We start from the raw sequence: 19810 nt of genomic DNA, 5'->3' as shown, positions 1-19810 counted from the left end.
AAACATTTGATTTGTAAACAATAGCTTAACATTAAAAATTAAAGATGATTCTCTATGAATAGACCTTACTTTTCTAAAGTTTAAGAAAGAAAATAATTGTAGTTTAATGCAAATAAATGATAATGAGGATTTTTTTTTGATTGTCCGTAAAAAATCATAAATTATTGTCACCTCGAGCGCAGTCGAGAGGTTATCAAAGTTAATAAATTCATAATGAGGTCTTGACTGCGCTCGACCTGACATGGAAAAGTTAATTATGACAAATTGTGAATATTCAAAAAAAATAAATCTTTAAAGGAAACCTATTTTAAAGAAATTAATTGTTTATGGCGATAGAAGTTTTATCTTCTTTTTTAGCAACACTAGCTAGTGAAGCTAGTTCATTTAATGAAATGGTACTTGGTGCTAATGAAACTTTAACTTCAGTTGGTTCCATTGAACTAACGTGTACCTGTAATTCTTTGGTTTCATAACCAACAAAGTTACATACCAATGTATAATCACCATCAGCTAAATTTTCAAGTAGAAATAAACCGGTAATATCTGAGGTTGACTCAATAGCGGTTCCTTTTATAGAAACGCTTGCAAAAACCAAAGGTTCATTATTCATATCTTTATCCATTACTTTACCAACAATTAAACCCATGTTTTGAGCAAAACCTAAGCTTGAAAAAGTAAATAGTAATAAAGTAATTAATTGTTTCATTGGTTTCTTAAAAATTATAGAGCAAATTAATGGCTTTACTTTAACTAGGATGTTATGTAATTATTAAACAACTGTCATTAAAATGTTATCTTAATGTTACCAAATTATGGGTCTGTTTTTTACTTAATTTAAGTATCTTGCCTACGTTTAAATTTATATAATGAACTGGGAACAACTACTATCCTTAAAACGATTTGGGGACACAAATAAAAGATTAAGAAAAGAGCAAGATGAAACACGTCTTGGGTTTGAAGTAGATTATGACAGAGTTATTTTTTCTTCAGAATTTAGAAGTCTACAAGATAAAACACAGGTCATTCCGCTATCACAAACAGATTTTGTGCATACACGCTTAACGCATAGTTTAGAAGTAAGTGTTGTTGGGCGTTCCATAGGAAGAAAGGTTGGACAAAAATTATTAGAAAAGCATCCACATTTACAAACCGTTCATGGCTATCAAGCCAATGATTTTGGGGCTATTGTTGCGGCTGCCGCTTTAGCACATGATATTGGAAATCCACCATTTGGACATTCGGGTGAAAAAGCCATTGGCGAATTTTTTAAAACAGGTGAAGGAGCACACTATAAAAGTCAATTATCAGACAAAGAATATCAAGATTTATGCGACTTTGAAGGGAATGCAAACGGATTTAAAATTTTAACAGAAAGCAGAGAAGGAAGAGAAGGTGGATTAAGGCTTAGTTATGCAACTCTTGGTGCTTTTATGAAATACCCAAAAGAATCCTTACCAACAAAGCCAACAAAACATATTGCTGATAAAAAGTATGGGTTTTTTCAAAGTGAAACAGAATCTTTTTCTCATGTTGCGGATGAATTGGGCTTAACAAAAAGAAGTAATAAAGATATTAGTTTTTCGCGTCATCCGTTAGCTTATTTGGTTGAAGCTGCAGATGATATTTGTTATACTATTATTGATTTTGAAGATGGTATAAACCTTGGCTTAATTCAAGAAGAATTTGCTTTAGAATACTTGATTAATTTGGTGCGAGATACTATAAATACAAAAAAATATCACCAGTTGCAAAATACTCAAGATAGAGTGAGTTATCTACGTGCTTTAGCAATAAATACCTTAATTAATGAAGTTGTTTCTATTTTTATTAATAATGAAGAGGCCATTTTAAAAGGCGATTTTCAAACAGCGTTATTAGATAAGAGTAAATATGAAGCGCAAATAAATGATATCATTAAAATAAGTATTGAGAATATTTATAAATCTGATGAGGTTATTGATAAGGAAATTGCAGGTTATGAAATTTTAAAAAGCCTTTTAAGCGCCTACACAAAGGCAGTTAATAATAACTATAACGGGAATGCTTCTAATTATGATAAACTTATATTAAACAGATTGCCAAAAACTATGAAAGTTGATCAAGATAACTTGTATTCACGGTTATTATCGGTATGCAACTACGTGTCTTTACTTTCAGATAGTAATGCTATTCTTAATTACAAAAAGATAAAAGGCATGCACTTTTAGTTGTTTTGGACGTTACCACGCTTTGGCGTGGTCGGGCTAGAGTTTACCCTGTGCGGAGTCGAAGGGGTTATATTTTTGCGTCATTGCGAAGAAAATTTCTAATTTTCTGTGGTAATATCTTAATCTAAAGAGATTATGTCGTCATCCTATGTTTGTAAAGCATAAGAATTTACAATTATTATTTTTAGATAAATAATAACAAAAGGAGAAAGAGCAAGACAATAATTCGTCATTAGTTTAAAAACAGTTCGCAATGCTTGTCCCTTTCTCCCGTGCTTAAAGTTTGAACAGTTCATTAGGCGGTTGCCTGGATTCAGGATTGATAAAAAAGAAGCACATTTAAAACATTTGTCATGAGTAAAGTTATAGGAATCGACATTAGTAAACAAACATTTGATGTTAGTTTTAGAGAAGAAAACAAATTATTGCATGAAGTTTATGCTAATAATTTAAAAGGGTTTAAAAGAGTTCATTGAGAGTGATTATTGCAAAAGTGACCTCATAGTTGTTATGGAAGCTTCCGGTCCTTACCATGTTTGTCTTGCAAGTTATTTGTATGACATGCTATTAAGGTATGTGTGGTGAATCCATTAATGGGGCATTCCATCGTTCTGATGAAAAACAAAAATTTAAAACAGATGACTGTCACTCTCAGTATCGTTTAAAGAATGTGCTCTCAATCTTTTCATTTTTTTCAGGACTTAATCCCTTTCAGTTGTTATATATAAAATACTGTTTATTAACTAACTTAAAAAATTAACTATGAAAAATTATTTTAAAATTTTGGTTTTACCTCTAATTGTTATCGTATTCACGTCCTGCAGTAATAATGACGATGATGACTCCACCGTAATGTTTAAGGCAACCATAAATGGCGCAAGCGAAGTGCCTGCGTCGGGTTCAAGTGCAACAGGTACAGCTACGCTTACGTATAATGCCACTACAAAAATATTTACCCTTACAGCCACATATAGTGGAATAACAGCTACTGCAGCCCACATTCACAAAGGAGCCGTTGGTTCATCCGGCGGGGTTGTGTTTCCTTTAACGGCAGCTTCTCCAATTAGTTATACCAGTACTGCACTTGATGCTTCACAAGAGGCAGATTTGTATGCTAATTTGTATTATATCAACATCCATAGCCAAGCTTTTCAAGCAGGGGAAATTAGAGGTCAGCTTATTAAACAATAATGTTTTTCCCTTTTGAGCTCTTAATCAATAAAAAACCATCTGCTTTAGATGGTTTTTTAATTTTAAAATGAATCTCATTGAGATATGAATCTTGTAACTTATATCGGTCTTGTGTATGGTTAGTTGCGTGTTTAAGCAACTAAATTAGTAAACAAAAATGAACCAAAGAAAATTTCGAAGGAATTTTCTAGATAAGCACTTGCCAAAGCAATTAATTATACACGGCTTAAGTTTGTCTTTTGTTAAATTAGATCAATAAACTAGAAAGAACAAATTTTTTCAATTCGGAAGTTGTTTTTTCGTCCACTATTTTACCATCTTTATTTACTTTTCCTTTTACGCCTTTAATTAAAAGCATTGTTTGGTCAGTAAATTTAGCTTGAACGGTTTTCATAATCAATTTAAGTTCCTTGTGACCTTTATCTCCACTAACTGAAGCGGTTATGAGTCCAGTTGGTTTATTCGAGAAAACAGTTTTTGATACGCACCATTCAACAGCATTTTTTAGTCTGCTAGGAATACTGAAAACATATTCGGGCGTACAAATAATAATTCCATCTGAGCCGGTAATTCGATTTCTAAATTCCACGATCTTTTCTGGCACGTTTTTTTCGGTCAATTCTACTTTGAAATGTGGCAGATCGGTCAAGTCATCCAATATATTTAAATCAAAATTAGATTGTCGCAATTCGGCTATAATTTTTAGGATGGAAAGGTTAGCCGAATTTAGGCTTGTACTTCCAGAAATCGCTAATATTTTTTCCTTTCTACCATAAAGTTTTTTTCTTTTTTTAGGACATTGCCCTGTCAAAACCCACAGTATCTCTGTAAACTTGAGGTGAAATGTCAGCATTATTTTTAAAGAATCTACTAAAATAATGTTCGTCTTCATAACCTAATTCATAGGCAATTTCTTTAACGGCTTTATTAGTTAAATACAATTCCCTTTTTGCCTCAATAATTATTCTCTCTGATATTAATTCTGTAAGTGTTTTATTAAAATGTGTCTTGGCTATTTTCGCCAAAGCTTTTGCTGAAATATTTAAAAGATCAGCATAGTCACTAGCAGAATGTTTGGTTTTAAAATGTATTTCGATATAATTTTTTAAATTTTGCAGTATGAAAGGTTCTTTGGATTCGTTAATATTAGATTGAATTTCGGTTTGTTGTTGCGCCTTAATTCGTGAAGCTGTAATTAGAAATATTTTTAAGTAAGAAACCAATAATTCATATTGAGCCAAGGCAGGATTTTGCATTTCTGCTTTTATCTGTTCCAATAACATTTCAAAGGTGTCATTCACATTCTGATCTATAGAAACAAGAGGAGGATTATATATGTTATTAAATAAAACACCATTGCAAGCTACTTCTTGCTGATGTTTATGAATACAGAAAAAATCGGGATGGAAATTTATTACGACCCCTTCAATCGGTTCATTCGTAAGAAACATAAAAGGCTGATAAGGTGAAAACGCAAGCAACATATTTTGAGAAAAACTATATTCTGCAAAATCTACTTTTACCCTACCTTTACCTGTTTTTATCCAAATTAGAGAATAATAATTAAGACGTTGAATATGGTCAAAATGACTATTATTGTCAAATGAAAAAACTTTAAAAGCTAAATTCCCTGTTTGAGGATTGATCAGTGTTGATGTGCTATAATTCATCATTACGATTTAGATATTATTTCAATTTTCTATCTTTTTCATTGATTGCCAAATCATTAATGCTTGCGTATCTTTTTTGCATTAGACCGTTTTCATCAAATTCCCAATTTTCATTTCCGTAGGCACGCCACCATTGTCCTTTAATATCTTGATATTCATATTCAAAACGAACAGCCATCCTATTTTCACGAAAACCCCATAGTTCTTTTTTAAGTTTATAATGTCGTTCCTTTTGCCATTTACGTTGTAGAAATGCTACAACTTCTTCTCGGCCATTGATAAAATCAGTTCTGTTGCGCCATTCGGTATTAAAGGTATATCCTTTTGAAACCTTTTCAGGGTCTTGACTATTCCAAGCATCCTCTGCCAATTGTACTTTTTGTAAAGCAGTTTCCATTGTGAAAGGCGGCAGTGGTAATTTTTGTTCTATATTTTTCATGTTTATGTTGTCGTAAAAAACTAATCGAACCAACTTATTAAGTTGGTTCGATTAAAATTATGAATTAAATTGCTGGTGCTAAAGGAAAATCTACAGGAACTTTTGTAAGGTTGTGTAAATAATTCATAGCTGTTTTATCGCTTATTAGAAGGATTAAGTCAACTAAATTTTCGTTGGTAAACCCTTTTTCAAAAAAAGTATTTACATTAGATTCATGTGCATTACCTCTATTCTTTGTAATGTCAGCAGCCAATGCCACTAGGGCGTTTAATTTACTGTCGGAAGATTTCCCATGTCTAATTTCTAATAATTGATAGTCTGTAAACCCATTCATTTTGCCTAATACTAAATGAGCACTTTGGCAATAAGCACAATTATTTACTTGGCTTACAATTAAATTTACCGCTTCTTTTTCTTTGTTAGAAAGCGATGTTTTGGCATTTTGATATGCCAGATATCTTTCTAGACCATTTTTTGAGTGTGCAATGGTTGCGTATAAATTAGGTACAAATCCTAATGCTTTTTGTAGATTATCAAAAATTATTTGGTTATTTTCTGAAACATGTTCTCTTGTTGGAACTGAAAAAGCTGTTGTAATCATGTTGCTGTTTTTTATTTTAATTAAGATTTTTTACCATTGACCAAGCATCATCAATATGATGTAATAGATTTTGTTCGTCTTTATTCCATTCTGTTAAAGTATTGAATGGCTTTCCTTCAAAATCTCCATTAAAGAACAAATATAATTTGCCGTCTATTATTTTGAAAGTTTCTGGATTTACTGGAAATTTCACATTTTTTTCAGCTACTCCCCAAGCACAATATCCATCGCATTGAGGTAAATATTTTGTTGGATTGGCTTCAAATGTTTTTTTGTTTTTTGCAGATGCGAAATAATAATTGGCCCCATTAAAAGTAGTTGTGTTTTGTTTCTTTCCTTTTGTAGCTTTTTTAACTGTAAAATAAGAAACGACATCATAACCGCCATTGGCCAATTTGTTGCTGTCAACCGGTTTCGTCTGAGCTAGAATCACGTTCGAAAAGAAAGAGATAGCTGCAACAATTAAAAGTGTTTTTAAATTTTTCATTGTACTATAATTTTAGTGTAAATTATTTGTCATTATTGACAGTACAAAGATGCAACCGCTTGTTTTTTTTTAAAATGGATTAATGGCGCATGTTGATGGACGATTTTTTTCGATATGTAGATTTTGATTTTTTAGCTTGCAGATAACTTTTATTCTATGAACTTTTTAATTGTTTATAGCAGACGTTAAACGAAGTTATACCTTTTTTCTGACAAATCAATAAAATCTAAACCAAAAGCATTACAAAAAGCTGTTAAATACTAACCGTAGGTTTTCAGCATCCAAACCAACAGATTTTTGTAATTCTTCAATGCTGCCATGCTCAATAAATGTATCTGGTATTCCTAATATTTTTATCGGGTTGTTATAATTATTTTCAGAAGCAAATTCAAGAATAGCTGAACCAAAACCACCAGCTATAACATTATCTTCCAGTGTTATAATATAATTATATTTTTCAAAAACCTGATGTAATAATGCTTCGTCTAAAGGCTTTACAAAACGCATATCATAATGCGCAATAGCATCATTATTTTCAATTTTTTTTATGGCATCTTCAGCATTTATTGAAATGGTTCCAATACTTAAAACGGCTACATTATCGCCTTCTTTTAATTGAACACCAGTTCCTAATTGTATTTTTTCAAAAGGCTGTTTCCAGTCGATGGTTATTCCTTTTCCACGAGGATATCTAATCGCTATAGGTTGTTTTAAACCAAGTTGTACCGTGTACATCATGTTACGCAATTCCATTTCATTTCTAGGAGCAAAAATGATAAGGTTCGGAATGCATCTTAAATAGGATAAATCGAAAACCCCATGATGAGTGGCTCCATCTTCACCAGCTAAACCAGCTCTATCTAAACAAAAAATGACCGGTAGATTTTGAAGCGCCACATCATGAATAATTTGGTCATAAGCACGTTGTAAAAACGTAGAGTAAATATTGCAAAACGGAATCAAACCTTGAGTTGCCATTCCTGCAGAAAGTGTCACCGCATGTTGTTCTGCAATCCCAACATCAAAAGCACGTTCAGGAATTTGTTCCATCATATATTTTAATGAACTTCCTGTCGGCATAGCAGGAGTAATACCCACAATGTTTTTGTTCTCTTTGGCTAATTCAACTATAGTATAACCAAAAACATCTTGATATTTTGGTGGTTGCTTAGAAGTAGATTTTGCAATTAAATCACCCGTTTCTGCATCAAATTTTCCTGGAGCATGATATTTTACTTGGTCCTCTTCAGCTTGTTTTAACCCTTTTCCTTTGGTAGTGATGACATGCAAAAATTTTGGACCTTTAACTGTTTTTAGTCTTTCTAATTCAGAAATGATTTTATAGATATCATGACCATCAATAGGTCCGGAATAATCGAAATTTAAGGCTTCAAAAATATTGTCCTGTTTTTGTGTGCCTTTTTTAACATTGGTTAAATACTGTTTTAACGCGCCAACGCTTGGGTCGATACCAATGGTATTATCATTTAAAATAACTAATAAATTGGCATTGGTTACGCCTGCATGATTCAGTCCCTCAAAAGCCATTCCACTTGCTATTGAGGCATCTCCAATAACTGCAATATGGTGTTTCAGAAAATCACCTTTTAACTGAGAAGCAATAGCCATTCCTAAAGCCGCCGAGATTGATGTTGAAGAATGACCCACACCAAAACTATCGTAAATGCTTTCGTCTCGTTTAGGAAATCCACTTAAACCACCAATTTGTCTGTTGGTATCAAAATTATCTCGTCTTCCGGTTAAAATTTTATGGCCGTAAGCTTGATGTCCAACATCCCAAATCAATAGGTCTTCAGGTGTATTAAACACATAGTGAAGGGCAATGGTTAATTCCACTACACCAAGACTAGCGCCTAAATGTCCTTCTTTGGCAGCCACTATGTTAATGATAAAATCTCTCAACTCTTTGGCAAGTTGAGGTAATTCATCTTGTGAAAGCTGTCTTAAATCTGTTGGAGAATTTATGTTGGATAAATTTTTTTTCATCAGGATACAAATGTACCATTTGAAATTGTATTTTTGAAAACATAGTTACTTTCAATTATTAATTTACAATCTTTAGTTTTATTTTTTGAAATGATAAATCCGTTTGATGATACCTATTTTATGAAAAAAGCACTTTTAGAAGCAGAAAGAGCTTTTGAAAAAGGTGAAATTCCTGTTGGTGCTGTTATTGTCGTAGAAAATAGAATTATAGCAAAAGGTCATAATCTAACTGAGACTTTAAATGATGTAACAGCGCATGCCGAAATGCAGGCTATTACAGCTGCTGCAAATTTTTTAGGAGGGAAATATCTTCAAAACTGCACACTCTATGTAACTTTAGAACCTTGCCAAATGTGTGCTGGTGCTTTATATTGGAGCCAGATATCAAATATTGTATATGGAACTAGGGATTTTGAACGCGGCTGCATCAATTTAAATACAAAACTGCATCCTAAAACAATAATAAAAGGAGGTGTTATGGAAGATGAAGCAGCAGATTTATTAAAACGTTTTTTTATACAAAGGAGAAATTTAAATTAACGATTACCAAGTAATAATTATTTCCTCTTATCGCCTTCACGTTCACGCATTTTATCTAAATTTTCTTTAGTAAGCAAGTAATCTTTAACATCTTTATCTTTCCAGCGATAGTATGAGAACAAGGGGAATACTATAAAAAACATACCAAGCACTCCAAAACCAATAAGTTTTTCTGAGTTTTCAAAATTCATAAAATATCCAGTAAAAATACTTCCTGCTGATACTATGAAGAAAAATACAATTAGGTATTTCATGTGTTTATGCTTGTTTTTTCTCAATGGTCAAATGTAACATCCAAATAATCATTTCGCTGTTTGATTCAATTTTCAGTTATAGATGTTTCATTATTCTTTAGTAAAGTTAATTAACTGCCTTCTGTAAGCCGTTAAAAGTTTAGATTTTGAAATAAATCCTATGTAAACATCGTCTTTTACAACGGGTAAATTCCAAGCGCTACTATCTTGAAACTTTCTCATGATGTCGGTCATTTTATCTTTATCAACATCAATAATTTCTGGAGCTGGCTGCATAATGTCATGCGCTCGAATTTCTCCGTATAGATCTTGATCAAACATGATTGGCCTTAAATCATCTAAAAGAATAATGCCAACTAATGCTTTGGTTTTAGCATCAATAACAGGAAAAATATTTCTGTTAGACTGAATAACAGCCGTATTAACTATTTCCCCTAAGTTCATATTAGATGTGATACTTACAAAATTGGTTTCTATAACTTTATCTATATCCATTAATGTAAGCACTGCATGATCTTTATCATGTGTTATTAATTCGCCTTTTCTGCCAAGTTGCATATTATAAACAGAATGAGGACTAAAATGTTTTGTGACACTAAATGAAATAACTGCCGTAATCATTAAAGGTATAAAAAGTTCATAGCCCCCAGTTAATTCTGCAATTAAAAAGATAGCTGTTAAAGGTGCATGTAGTACACCAGCCATGAGTCCTGCCATTCCAACAAGGGTAAAATTAGTTTCAGAAACAGGTGTGCTGAATATCCCACAATTATTAATTATTTTGGCTATACAGTTTCCCATAATACTACCCATAAAAAGTGTTGGAGCAAAAATACCACCAACTCCTCCAGCGCCAAAAGTTAAAGCGCTTGCAATGATTTTGAAAAAAACCAAACCAGCTAACAATACGATAACAACCCAAACATTAGATAAATCCATATTCAAGAAATTGTTTTCTAATGCTTTTTCAGGATTACCAGCAATAAGCTTATTAATCACATCGAACCCTTCACCAAAAAGGGGAGGAATTAAATATACTAAAACACCAATGGCAACACCGCCAAATAGAAGTTTTTTAATAGGAGAGTCCAGTTTATCAAATAATTTTTGAATTCGTTCATATACCTGGGTAAAATATATGGAAGTAAAAGCCGCAAACAAGCCTAATATCATGTAAAATGGAGCATCAGAAATAAAAAACTTATCTTCTATTTTGAAAGGTAATATAACATCATCTCCAAAGAAAAAATACGATGTTAAGATGGCTGAAAGAGATGCTAATAAAAGCGGTAACATGGATACAAGTGTTAAATCCAAGCTAAACACTTCAATAGCAAAAACGATGGCAGCAATAGGAGCTTTAAAAATAGAAGATAAGGCACCTGCTGCTGCACAACCAATCAATAAAGTTCTTGTAGTTTGGTTCATATGAAACATCCTTGCAATGTTAGAGCCAATAGCGGCTCCCGTTGCAACGGTTGGTCCTTCAAGCCCAACAGAACCACCAAACCCAACAGTTAATGGAGCGGTAAAAATAGAACCAAACATTTGGTATTGTTTTATAATACCTTTTCGCTTAGAAATAGCATAAAGTGTTGTAGGAATCCCGTGGCTAACTTTGTTTCTAATAATATATTTAATAATTAAATAAACCAGTGTTAAGCCAATAATTGGAAATAAAAAATAAAACGCGTGATGGTAATATTTAACCACTCTTCCTTCTAAAACATGTTGAATAAAATGCGTAAAGTTTTTTAAAACTACGGCTCCTAAACCAGAAACAAGACCAATAACAATACTAAGTATATAAACAAATTGTCTGTGAGAAATATGTTTAGCTCTCCAAACTAATATTTTTTTTAATATGGTTTCTTGTGGCATAATTATAAAATTACTAAAAAATCCTGCTTTTTGCAGGATTTAGTCTTTAGGATTTAATATTAAGCTTTAAACTTAATTCTTCAAGTTGTTTATCATCAATAGGCGCAGGAGCATCAATCATAACATCACGTCCTGAATTGTTTTTTGGAAAGGCTATAAAGTCGCGAATAATTTCTTGTCCAGCTAATATGGCTACTAATCTATCTAAACCAAAAGCCAATCCACCGTGTGGTGGAGCACCATATTGAAATGCGTCCATTAAGAAACCAAATTGGGCTTTTGCTTCTTCAGGAGTGAAACCTAAATAATCAAACATTAAGGATTGTGTTTTTTTATCATGAATTCTTATAGAACCACCGCCAATTTCGTTTCCATTCAAAACTAAATCATAAGCATTGGCTTTAACGTCACCTGGATTTGTTGAAAGTAACTCTAATTGTCCAGGTTTTGGAGAAGTAAATGGATGATGCATGGCGTGATAACGTTTGGTGTCTTCATCCCATTCTAAAAGAGGGAAATCAATCACCCAAAGTGGAGCAAATTCATTTGGCTTGCGTAAACCTAAACGTGTTGCAAGCTCCATCCTTAAAGCACTTAACTGGCCTCTTACTTTGTTTGCTTCTCCGGAAAGAATACAAATTAAATCACCATCTTTAGCTCCTGTTATTTCTGCCCATTTTGCTAAATCTGATTCGTCATAAAATTTATCTACGGATGATTTATATGTTCCGTCTTCGTTACAACGACAGTAAACCATTCCTAAAGCACCAATTTGAGGACGTTTTATCCAGTCAATTAATTGGTCAATTTCTTTTCTGGTAAAATTATTACCACCAGGAACTGCAATACCAACAACCAATTCTGCAGAATTGAAAACGCCAAAATCTTTATGTTGAGTCACACTATTTAATTCTCCAAACTGCATTCCAAAACGAATGTCTGGTTTGTCATTTCCATATAATCTCATGGCGTCATCATAAAGCATCCTAGGGAATTTTTCTATTTCAATACCATTGATTTCTTTAAGTAAGTGACGTGTTAAACCTTCAAAAGCATTTAATATGTCTTCTTGCTCAACAAATGCCATTTCGCAGTCTATCTGAGTGAATTCAGGTTGTCTGTCGGCACGTAAATCTTCGTCCCTAAAACATTTTACAAGTTGAAAATATTTATCCATGCCACCAACCATAAGCAATTGTTTGAAAGTTTGTGGGGATTGAGGCAATGCATAAAATTGACCTGCATTCATTCTGCTCGGTACTACAAAATCACGTGCTCCTTCAGGTGTTGATTTAATCAAATAAGGCGTTTCAACTTCAATAAACCCTTCTTTAGATAAATAATTTCTAACGGCTTGAGCCACTTCATGCCTGAAAATCAAACTATTCTTCACTGGATTACGACGGATATCTAAATAACGGAATTTCATACGTAACTCTTCACCACCATCAGTATCATCTTCAATAGTAAATGGAGGAAGCAAGGCCTTATTTAAAACCGTTAATTCTGAAACTAAAATTTCAATATCACCAGTTGAAAGGTTAGGATTTTTTGAGGTACGTTCAATAACAGTTCCTTTAACCTGAATAACAAATTCTCTACCAAGAGTTTTGGCTTCTTGAATGATATTTTTTGAAGTACGTTCTTCATCAAAAATAAGTTGAGTAATCCCGTAACGATCGCGAAGATCTACCCAAATCATGAATCCTTTATCACGTGATTTTTGTACCCAACCTGCAAGTACAACCTCTTTATTTATATGTGATGCGTTTAATTCACCACAATTATGACTTCTGTACATATTAAGAAATTTGAAAACCCATTATCTGTCGATAAATAAGATGTTAAATAAGATGCAAATTTAGGAAGATATCTGCTTAAAAAACTATCATTTCCAGGATAAATTATTAATATAAGATTTTTATAAATAAATAAATAAATTAACAAATACTACTATATTAATTTAACTTTTTAACCTTAAAATTGTTGAAATTGCAAAAAAATTGTAAATTGGACCAATATATTTTTTAACAATATATTGTTAATTTAATCCAATGAATTATGAAAAAAACTTTACAAATTAAAATTTATTTGTTTTTACTACTATTGTTTCCTGTAGTGATTTTTGCTCAAGAGACCATAACAGGTACCGTGACAGAGACTGGTTCTAAAGACCCTATTCCAGGAGCTAATGTGATAGTTAAAGGAACAACAACAGGAACAATAACTGATTTTGACGGAAATTTTAGTTTAAATGTAGTTAGCCTGCCTGTAACCATTGTTGTATCTTCTTTGGGATACAATACACAGGAAGTAAAGGTTAATTCAGAACAAAAAGTCATGGTTTCGCTAACTGAAGGAGTAGCTTTAGATGAAGTGATGCTTATTGGTACAAGAAACCCAAATCGTTCATCAACAGATACTGCTGTGCCGGTTGATGTTATTGATGTAAAAGAATTGGTTACTGCAGGACCGCAAGTGAATTTAAACCAGATTTTAAATTATGTAGCGCCATCATTTACATCAAATACACAGACCATTTCTGATGGTACAGACCATATTGATCCTGCTTCGTTAAGAGGTTTGGGACCTGATCAAGTTTTAGTATTAATTAATGGAAAGAGAAGACATAATTCTTCTTTAGTAAATGTTAATGGGACTTTTGGACGTGGAAGTGTTGGAACCGATTTAAATGCAATTCCGGCCGCTTCTATTGCACGTATTGAGGTTTTGAGAGACGGAGCAGCTGCACAGTATGGTTCTGACGCCATAGCTGGAGTTATTAATATTGTGCTTAAGAAAAATACCAACGAGTTAAATTTAAACATTACTACCGGGGCTAACTTTACAAAAAATGCAAATGATCAAACAGGTGGTGTTGATGGTGAAACCACTAATGTTAGTGCCAACTATGGGTTAAATATTGGAGACAAAGGAGGATTTATAAACTTTACTGGTGATTTTGATGTGAGAGAAGATTATAGCAGAATGAAAGAATGGGGAGGAGATATTTTTAATCTTTATAATACTGTTGAACGTTTTGCAAATAATGACGACTATGATTTATCATTGTTATTAGATGATGATGTAGCTGATGTTATTAAATATGGTAATCAGGCTGGGCTAGGTTTAAGTCCAACAGCTACGAAGGCAGAGTTACAAGGAATTTTATCTGCAAAAAATAATGAAGCTGAATTGTCGGCTAGAGGTTTAAAACGAAGTGATTTTAATATGAGAGTTGGGCAATCTTCTTTACGTGGAGGTCGTTTCTTCGCAAATTTCTCTCTTCCTTTAGATGATAATGGTACTGAACTCTATTCATTTGCTGGTATAAGTTCAAGAACTGGAAACTCTGCTGGATTTTACAGACAACCTTATGAAAGCAGGACGTATACACCTGCCTATATGAATGGATTTTTACCTGAAATAAATTCAAATATTTCTGATAAATCTTTTGCGATAGGTATTAAAGGTAAAATTAATGAATGGGATGTTGATTTTAGCAATACTTGGGGTAAAAATGCTTTTATGTATACTATTGGAAATACTTTTAATGCTTCTATGCAAAAAGCGTCTCCAACACTTTTTGATGCAGGTGGATTTTCATTTGCACAAAATACAACCAATTTAGATATTAGTAAATTTTATGATGATGTTTTAGCGGGTACAAATGTTGCTTTTGGTGCTGAGTATCGTGTTGAAACTTATGATATTATAGCCGGCGAATTAGGGTCTTACGCACAATATACTGCTGATGGACAAGTAATTACTTTAGCTTCACAAACCCCTTCATTAGACTTTTTTGGAGCCAAAAGACCAGGAGGCTCTCAAGTATTTCCTGGATTTAGTCCCGCAAACGAATTGTCACGTGGAAGGAGTAGTGTTGCAGGTTATTTTGATTTAGAAGCAGATGTTACTGAAAATATTTTGTTAAGTGGAGCATTGCGTTATGAAGATTATTCTGATTTTGGATCTACTCTAAATGTTAAAATTGCTACTAGAATTAAAGCTGGTGAAAACACTAATTTAAGAGCTGCATTTAATACAGGATTTAGAGCACCGTCTTTACATCAGTTAAACTTCAATTCAACGTCTACAATTTTTGATAACTTAGGAAATCCACAAGAAGTTGGAACTTTTGCGAACGATAGTAGAGCGGCACAATTGTTAGGCATTCCACAATTGAAAGAAGAAACGTCTTCAAGTATTAGTTTAGGATTTACATCTAAATTGCCTGATGCTCACTTAACATTTACAGTTGATGGGTATTGGGTAGGCATTAATGATAGAGTTGTATATACAGGACAGTTTGGAATTAACGATACTGATACAAATCCTGATAATGATACAGGTTCTGAGTTAGATTTATTATTAAAACAAGCTAATGCTTCTGCAGCATCCTTTTTTGCAAATGCTATTGATACAGAATCAAAAGGATTGGATATTGTGATTACCCATGATGCTAGAATAGGCAGTTCCGCAAAATTAAAAAGTGATTTATCAGGAACGTTTTCAAAAACGAAAAAAGTGGGTGGAATAAAAGCTTCAAACGTATTAAAAGATGCTGGTCTAGTTGGAACATATTTTCCTGAAGACAGCCGTGTATATTTAGAAGAGGCGGTACCAAGAACCAAGATAAACCTATCAAACAGTTATACAACAGATAAATTCAATATCTTTTTAAGAAATGTTTGGTTTGGTGAAGTAACTGAAGCTACTACAACTGTTGCAAATCAACAAGTATTTGGATCTAAATTAGTGACTGATTTATCTTTTGGGTATAAAGTTGCGGAAAGCACAACAATTACAATAGGAGCAAATAATTTATTTGATATTTATCCTGATAGAGCTGAAGACAAATACAATAACCGTAGTAGCGGTCGTTTTGATTGGTCTAGAAGAGCGCAACAATTTGGAATTGGAGGTCGTTTTCTTTTTGCTAGATTAAGTTTTACTCTTAAATAATCAATTTATGTATTATAAAAAAGCCTCAACATTTGTTGAGGCTTTTTGTTTTAATTAATTATTCAATACGTGATTCTTTTTAGTTGCAACTCTATCGCTAAACAACCACATTTTATATCTAGTTACTAAGTAAAATAATATAGGAACCACTACTAGAGTTAAAAAAGTAGCTACAAATAACCCATAAATAACAGTCCAAGCTAGTGGCCCCCAGAAAATAACGTTATCTCCACCCATATAAATGTTAGCATCAAAATCATTAAAAAAGGTAAAGAAATTAATATTTAAACCAATAGCAAGTGGTATTAAACCTAAAATAGTGGTTATGGCTGTTAATAATACAGGTCTTAAACGTGCTTTCCCGGCTTTAACAATAGCCTCAAAAAGTTCTTCTTTACTTATATATTGATTGTCTTCCAAATCATGTTCAATCTTTTTTCGGTCAATTAATAATTGGGTGTAATCTAAAAGTACCACACCATTATTTACTACAATACCAGCAAGCGATATAATACCCATCATGGTCATCATGATTACAAAAGGACTACCTGTAATAACCATACCACCAAATACTCCAATAAAACTTAAGAAAACGGCCAGCATGATAATGCCTGGTTTTGAAACCGAATTAAACTGGAATATTAAAATAAAGAAAATAAGTCCTAAACCTATAAAGAACGCACTCATTAAAAAAGCCATTTGTTTATTTTGCTCCTCAATTTGACCTGTATAATCAATTTTTATATTATCAGGTTTTTCAGTAAAGGATTGCATTTCATGTTGAATTTTAGAAACGATTGCTCCCGCATCTGTAAAACCGGGTGATAATGCTGAATATAAGGTTACCACACGCTTCACATCTCTATGCTTTATGGCGCTAAAACCAGAGGTGTTATTTTGTTTTGCCACTGCAGATACAGGGATTTCCTTTATTTGACCAGAAGCCATATCTCTAAAAGTTATTTTTTGGTTAAAAATAGCACTAGTATTATATCTGTTTTCTTCATTAAATCTAACATAAATATCATAGTCATCACCATTTTCTTTGTATACACCAGCTTTAGCACCAAAAATAGAATTACGTAATTGTTGGCCTACTTGACCTGATGAAACGCCTAATTCGCCTGCCTTTTTTCTGTCAACATGAACTTGCATTGCAGGTTTTGATTTATTGACATCAATTTTCAATTCATCAATCCCTTGAATATTTTTGGTATTTAAGAAGTTTCTCATTTTTTCTGCTGTATTTATTAATTCAGCATAATCATCACCTTCTAACTCAATATTTATGGGATAACCTGCAGGTGGACCTGCGGCATCTTTTTCAACAGAAATTGCAACACCAGGATATATGTCTTTGAGATCTTCTTGAACTTTTTTAAGAAGTTCTTTACTGTCTGCACCTCTTCTATATTTAAACTCGCGCATGGTAGCAGTAATTTTTCCACGATGAGGCATTTCTGCAGCTGAACCACCATCAGTTTGTGGATTACCTGCACCTTCACCAACTTGAGAAACAGCGCTTTCAGTTAAAAAATTATAATCACCATCCATAAAAATGGGGTCGTTAATTATTTTATAAACACGGTTTTCAATGTCTTTAGTTATGGCATTGGTTTTTTTAATATCAGTACCTTCAGGATATTCTATATATACTATAATTTGTTTAGGTGTATTGTCTGGAAAAAATTCCACTTTAGTTCTTTGACTACCAATAGAGGCACCAAACCCAGCAAATGCTATAATAAGCAACAAGAATGTGCCAATGATGATAAAAAAAGGTCTCTTGCCTTTTAATGCAGCGCGAAGCGTACGTTCATATAAAAGTTCATAACGTGGTAAAATGTCATTTTGAAAGTGATTTGACCATTTTCTTAAGAACAATCGGTAAACCCATAACAATATGGATGTTATAACCATAAGTGTTCCTAAACCTCTATAGCTACCACCAAAGATAAAAATGAGAATTCCAATGATGGCTATAGTTCCAGATAGTTTAATAATTTGTTTTAATGGTAAGTTTTTGTCTTCTGTAGTCATAAACTGCGATACCATTACAGAGTTAAAGAAAATAGCAACAAATAATGATGAACCTAATACCACGGATAGAGTTATTGGGAAATATTTCATGAATTCTCCCATGATTCCTGGCCACATTCCCAAAGGAATAAATGCTGCAACCGTTGTAGCTGTAGAAATGATGATTGGAAAAGCAATTTCACCAATTCCTTTTTTAGCAGCTTCGGTTCTGCTTAAGCCTTCTTCATTCATTAATCGGTACACGTTTTCAACTACCACGATACCGTTGTCTACAAGCATACCCAGACCCATAATCAAACCAAATAAAATCATGGTATTCATGGTATAGCCTAAAAGATTTAATATCATGAGTGACATGAACATGGACATAGGAATGGCAAAACCAACAAACAAGGCATTTTTAAATCCTAAAAAGAACATTAATACGGTTACAACTAGAATAATTCCAAAAAAGATGTTGTTAACCAAGTCATCTACTTGCCCAATAGTTTGTGAAGACTGGTCATTGGCAATGGTCACTTTTAAATCTGGTGGGAATACATTGGCAACAGCATTATCAACAATAGCTTGAATCTGCTCAGCAGCAGCAACCATGTTTTTTCCAGAACGTTTTTTAACATCTAACATAACAACAGGTTTACCAAACTCTCTTGCGTATGTTGTTTTGTCTTCATCTTTAAATGAAACTGTTGCTATATCTTTTAAATAAATAGGGTTGTTATGCTCAGATTTTACAACAAAGTTTTCTAAGTCACTAGGCTTGTCTATTTCACCAATAATTCTGATGGTACGGCGTTGTCCGCTGGTGATTAAGTTACCAGCAGACATGGTCATGTTTTCACCATTTATGGTGTTTATTATATCATTAAAGCTAACTTGGGCAGCCATCATTTTATATATATCTACAGCTACTTCAACTTCTTTGTCTTGAGCACCACGTATATCTACCTGTTTAATTTCTTGCAAACTTTCAATTTCATCTTCAAGATATTCTCCATATTCTTTTAATTTTTCAATTGGATAATCTCCATAGATATTAATGTTTAGAATAGGCATTTCTTCAGAGAGACTTAAATCAAAAACATTAGGTTCTACTTTTGCACCATTAAAAGTCGGCCAATCTTCACCCGAGGTCTCAGAATCTACTTCATCTTTAACTTTTTGCTTTGCAGCTTCAACAGAAATATTTTCATCAAACTCAACAATAATAATAGAGTAATCTTCTTGTGAGGTTGAGGTTATTTCAACTACATTACTTACTGTTTTTAATTTGTCCTCAATTGGATCAGTAATTAGTTTTTCAATATCTTCAGCTGTATTTCCAGGATATATTGAACTAATATAAATTTTGGTTTCTTTTACCTCAGGAAAACTTTCACGAGGCATGCTATAGTAGGCTCCAGCACCAAGAATAAGAATCAGGGTAATTAAAACATACATAGTTGTTTTATTATTGATGGCCCATGATGATAATCCAAACTCCTTATGAGCTTCTTTTTTCTTTTTAGTCATTTTTAAAAACTTTATA

16 protein-coding genes are annotated in these 19810 nt (G+C 32.9%); 5 read left to right on the top strand and 11 right to left on the bottom strand.

The features are described from left to right. Positions 1 to 316: 316 nt before the first annotated feature. Positions 317 to 706: a carboxypeptidase-like regulatory domain-containing protein gene (locus V8G69_RS06780; protein ID WP_394881071.1), complete on the bottom strand. Its 390-nt coding sequence runs from the start codon at positions 704 to 706 to the stop codon at positions 317 to 319. A 160-nt stretch (positions 707 to 866) separates the two neighbouring features. Here V8G69_RS06780 and V8G69_RS06775 point away from each other — a divergent pair, with 160 nt between their 5' ends. From V8G69_RS06775 to V8G69_RS06765, 3 genes are all read left to right on the top strand, one after another. Further along, positions 867 to 2207, top strand: coding sequence for a deoxyguanosinetriphosphate triphosphohydrolase (locus V8G69_RS06775; protein ID WP_394881070.1), 1341 nt, complete (start codon positions 867 to 869; stop codon positions 2205 to 2207). A gap of 353 nt (positions 2208 to 2560) precedes the next feature. Next, entirely contained in the window at positions 2561 to 2683 is a 123-nt protein-coding gene (locus V8G69_RS06770; RefSeq protein ID WP_394881069.1) for a hypothetical protein, read from the top strand. 286 nt (positions 2684 to 2969) lie between these two features. Continuing rightward, the gene (locus V8G69_RS06765; protein ID WP_394881068.1) at positions 2970 to 3398 is read left to right on the top strand and encodes a CHRD domain-containing protein; all 429 of its coding nucleotides are present in this window, start codon (positions 2970 to 2972) and stop codon (positions 3396 to 3398) included. Positions 3399 to 3645: 247 nt separating this feature from the next. On the opposite strand, the gene V8G69_RS06760 is transcribed toward V8G69_RS06765, so the two are convergent. The 6 genes from V8G69_RS06760 to dxs all read right to left on the bottom strand — a co-directional run bounded on the left by V8G69_RS06760 (position 3646) and on the right by dxs (position 8602). Beyond that, positions 3646 to 4209 (bottom strand): NADPH-dependent FMN reductase, encoded by a 564-nt coding sequence (locus tag V8G69_RS06760; RefSeq protein WP_394881067.1) that lies wholly within the window; start codon positions 4207 to 4209, stop codon positions 3646 to 3648. Beyond that, on the bottom strand, positions 4190 to 5071 hold the full coding sequence (locus V8G69_RS06755) for a helix-turn-helix domain-containing protein (protein ID WP_394881066.1): 882 nt from the start codon (positions 5069 to 5071) through the stop codon (positions 4190 to 4192). The genes V8G69_RS06760 and V8G69_RS06755 overlap by 20 nt, the downstream gene beginning before the upstream one ends. A 13-nt stretch (positions 5072 to 5084) precedes the next feature. Further along, positions 5085 to 5498 (bottom strand): DUF1348 family protein, encoded by a 414-nt coding sequence (locus V8G69_RS06750; RefSeq protein ID WP_394881197.1) that lies wholly within the window; start codon positions 5496 to 5498, stop codon positions 5085 to 5087. 73 nt (positions 5499 to 5571) lie between these two features. Continuing rightward, complete coding sequence (locus V8G69_RS06745) at positions 5572 to 6108, bottom strand: carboxymuconolactone decarboxylase family protein (RefSeq protein WP_394881065.1); 537 nt, start codon at positions 6106 to 6108, stop codon at positions 5572 to 5574. Between the two features lie 16 nt (positions 6109 to 6124). Further along, positions 6125 to 6595: a YHS domain-containing (seleno)protein gene (locus tag V8G69_RS06740; protein ID WP_394881064.1), complete on the bottom strand. Its 471-nt coding sequence runs from the start codon at positions 6593 to 6595 to the stop codon at positions 6125 to 6127. 240 nt (positions 6596 to 6835) lie between these two features. Beyond that, complete coding sequence (dxs, locus tag V8G69_RS06735) at positions 6836 to 8602, bottom strand: 1-deoxy-D-xylulose-5-phosphate synthase (RefSeq protein ID WP_394881063.1); 1767 nt, start codon at positions 8600 to 8602, stop codon at positions 6836 to 6838. A gap of 90 nt (positions 8603 to 8692) precedes the next feature. Here dxs and V8G69_RS06730 point away from each other — a divergent pair, with 90 nt between their 5' ends. Beyond that, positions 8693 to 9142, top strand: coding sequence for a nucleoside deaminase (locus V8G69_RS06730; protein ID WP_394881062.1), 450 nt, complete (start codon positions 8693 to 8695; stop codon positions 9140 to 9142). A gap of 17 nt (positions 9143 to 9159) precedes the next feature. On the opposite strand, the gene V8G69_RS06725 is transcribed toward V8G69_RS06730, so the two are convergent. From V8G69_RS06725 to aspS, 3 genes are all read right to left on the bottom strand, one after another. Next, positions 9160 to 9396, bottom strand: coding sequence for a hypothetical protein (locus V8G69_RS06725; RefSeq protein WP_394881061.1), 237 nt, complete (start codon positions 9394 to 9396; stop codon positions 9160 to 9162). 90 nt (positions 9397 to 9486) lie between these two features. Then, positions 9487 to 11277 carry a chloride channel protein gene (locus V8G69_RS06720; protein ID WP_394881060.1) on the bottom strand — a complete coding sequence of 597 codons (1791 nt, stop codon included), beginning with the start codon at positions 11275 to 11277 and terminating at the stop codon, positions 9487 to 9489. A 46-nt stretch (positions 11278 to 11323) separates the two neighbouring features. After that, entirely contained in the window at positions 11324 to 13078 is a 1755-nt protein-coding gene (gene aspS, locus V8G69_RS06715) for an aspartate--tRNA ligase (RefSeq protein WP_394881059.1), read from the bottom strand. 260 nt (positions 13079 to 13338) lie between these two features. Between aspS and V8G69_RS06710 the strand changes: the two genes are divergently transcribed. Beyond that, on the top strand, positions 13339 to 16242 hold the full coding sequence (locus V8G69_RS06710) for a TonB-dependent receptor domain-containing protein (protein WP_394881058.1): 2904 nt from the start codon (positions 13339 to 13341) through the stop codon (positions 16240 to 16242). Between the two features lie 54 nt (positions 16243 to 16296). Here the strand turns inward: V8G69_RS06710 and V8G69_RS06705 are convergent, their stop codons facing one another. After that, the gene (locus V8G69_RS06705; RefSeq protein WP_394881057.1) at positions 16297 to 19794 is read right to left on the bottom strand and encodes an efflux RND transporter permease subunit; all 3498 of its coding nucleotides are present in this window, start codon (positions 19792 to 19794) and stop codon (positions 16297 to 16299) included. Positions 19795 to 19810 lie beyond the last annotated feature (16 nt).

Origin of the sequence: Gaetbulibacter sp. M235, assembly GCF_043876835.1 — a bacterium.
GTDB lineage: Bacteria > Bacteroidota > Bacteroidia > Flavobacteriales > Flavobacteriaceae > Yeosuana.
This window is presented reverse-complemented; position numbering and strand designations above follow the sequence as displayed.

What these genes read in the sequence shown, in the direction of transcription:
- V8G69_RS06780 (WP_394881071.1), bottom strand. Translation starts at nt 706, where the DNA reads ATGAAACAATTAATTACTTTATTACTATTTACTTTTTCAAGCTTAGGT.
- V8G69_RS06775 (WP_394881070.1), top strand. Translation starts at nt 867, where the DNA reads ATGAACTGGGAACAACTACTATCCTTAAAACGATTTGGGGACACAAAT.
- V8G69_RS06770 (WP_394881069.1), top strand. Translation starts at nt 2,561, where the DNA reads ATGAGTAAAGTTATAGGAATCGACATTAGTAAACAAACATTTGATGTT.
- V8G69_RS06765 (WP_394881068.1), top strand. Translation starts at nt 2,970, where the DNA reads ATGAAAAATTATTTTAAAATTTTGGTTTTACCTCTAATTGTTATCGTA.
- V8G69_RS06755 (WP_394881066.1), bottom strand. Translation starts at nt 5,071, where the DNA reads ATGATGAATTATAGCACATCAACACTGATCAATCCTCAAACAGGGAAT.
- V8G69_RS06745 (WP_394881065.1), bottom strand. Translation starts at nt 6,108, where the DNA reads ATGATTACAACAGCTTTTTCAGTTCCAACAAGAGAACATGTTTCAGAA.
- V8G69_RS06740 (WP_394881064.1), bottom strand. Translation starts at nt 6,595, where the DNA reads ATGAAAAATTTAAAAACACTTTTAATTGTTGCAGCTATCTCTTTCTTT.
- dxs (WP_394881063.1), bottom strand. Translation starts at nt 8,602, where the DNA reads ATGAAAAAAAATTTATCCAACATAAATTCTCCAACAGATTTAAGACAG.
- V8G69_RS06730 (WP_394881062.1), top strand. Translation starts at nt 8,693, where the DNA reads ATGATAAATCCGTTTGATGATACCTATTTTATGAAAAAAGCACTTTTA.
- V8G69_RS06725 (WP_394881061.1), bottom strand. Translation starts at nt 9,396, where the DNA reads ATGAAATACCTAATTGTATTTTTCTTCATAGTATCAGCAGGAAGTATT.
- V8G69_RS06720 (WP_394881060.1), bottom strand. Translation starts at nt 11,277, where the DNA reads ATGCCACAAGAAACCATATTAAAAAAAATATTAGTTTGGAGAGCTAAA.
- aspS (WP_394881059.1), bottom strand. Translation starts at nt 13,078, where the DNA reads ATGTACAGAAGTCATAATTGTGGTGAATTAAACGCATCACATATAAAT.
- V8G69_RS06710 (WP_394881058.1), top strand. Translation starts at nt 13,339, where the DNA reads ATGAAAAAAACTTTACAAATTAAAATTTATTTGTTTTTACTACTATTG.
- V8G69_RS06705 (WP_394881057.1), bottom strand. Translation starts at nt 19,794, where the DNA reads ATGACTAAAAAGAAAAAAGAAGCTCATAAGGAGTTTGGATTATCATCA.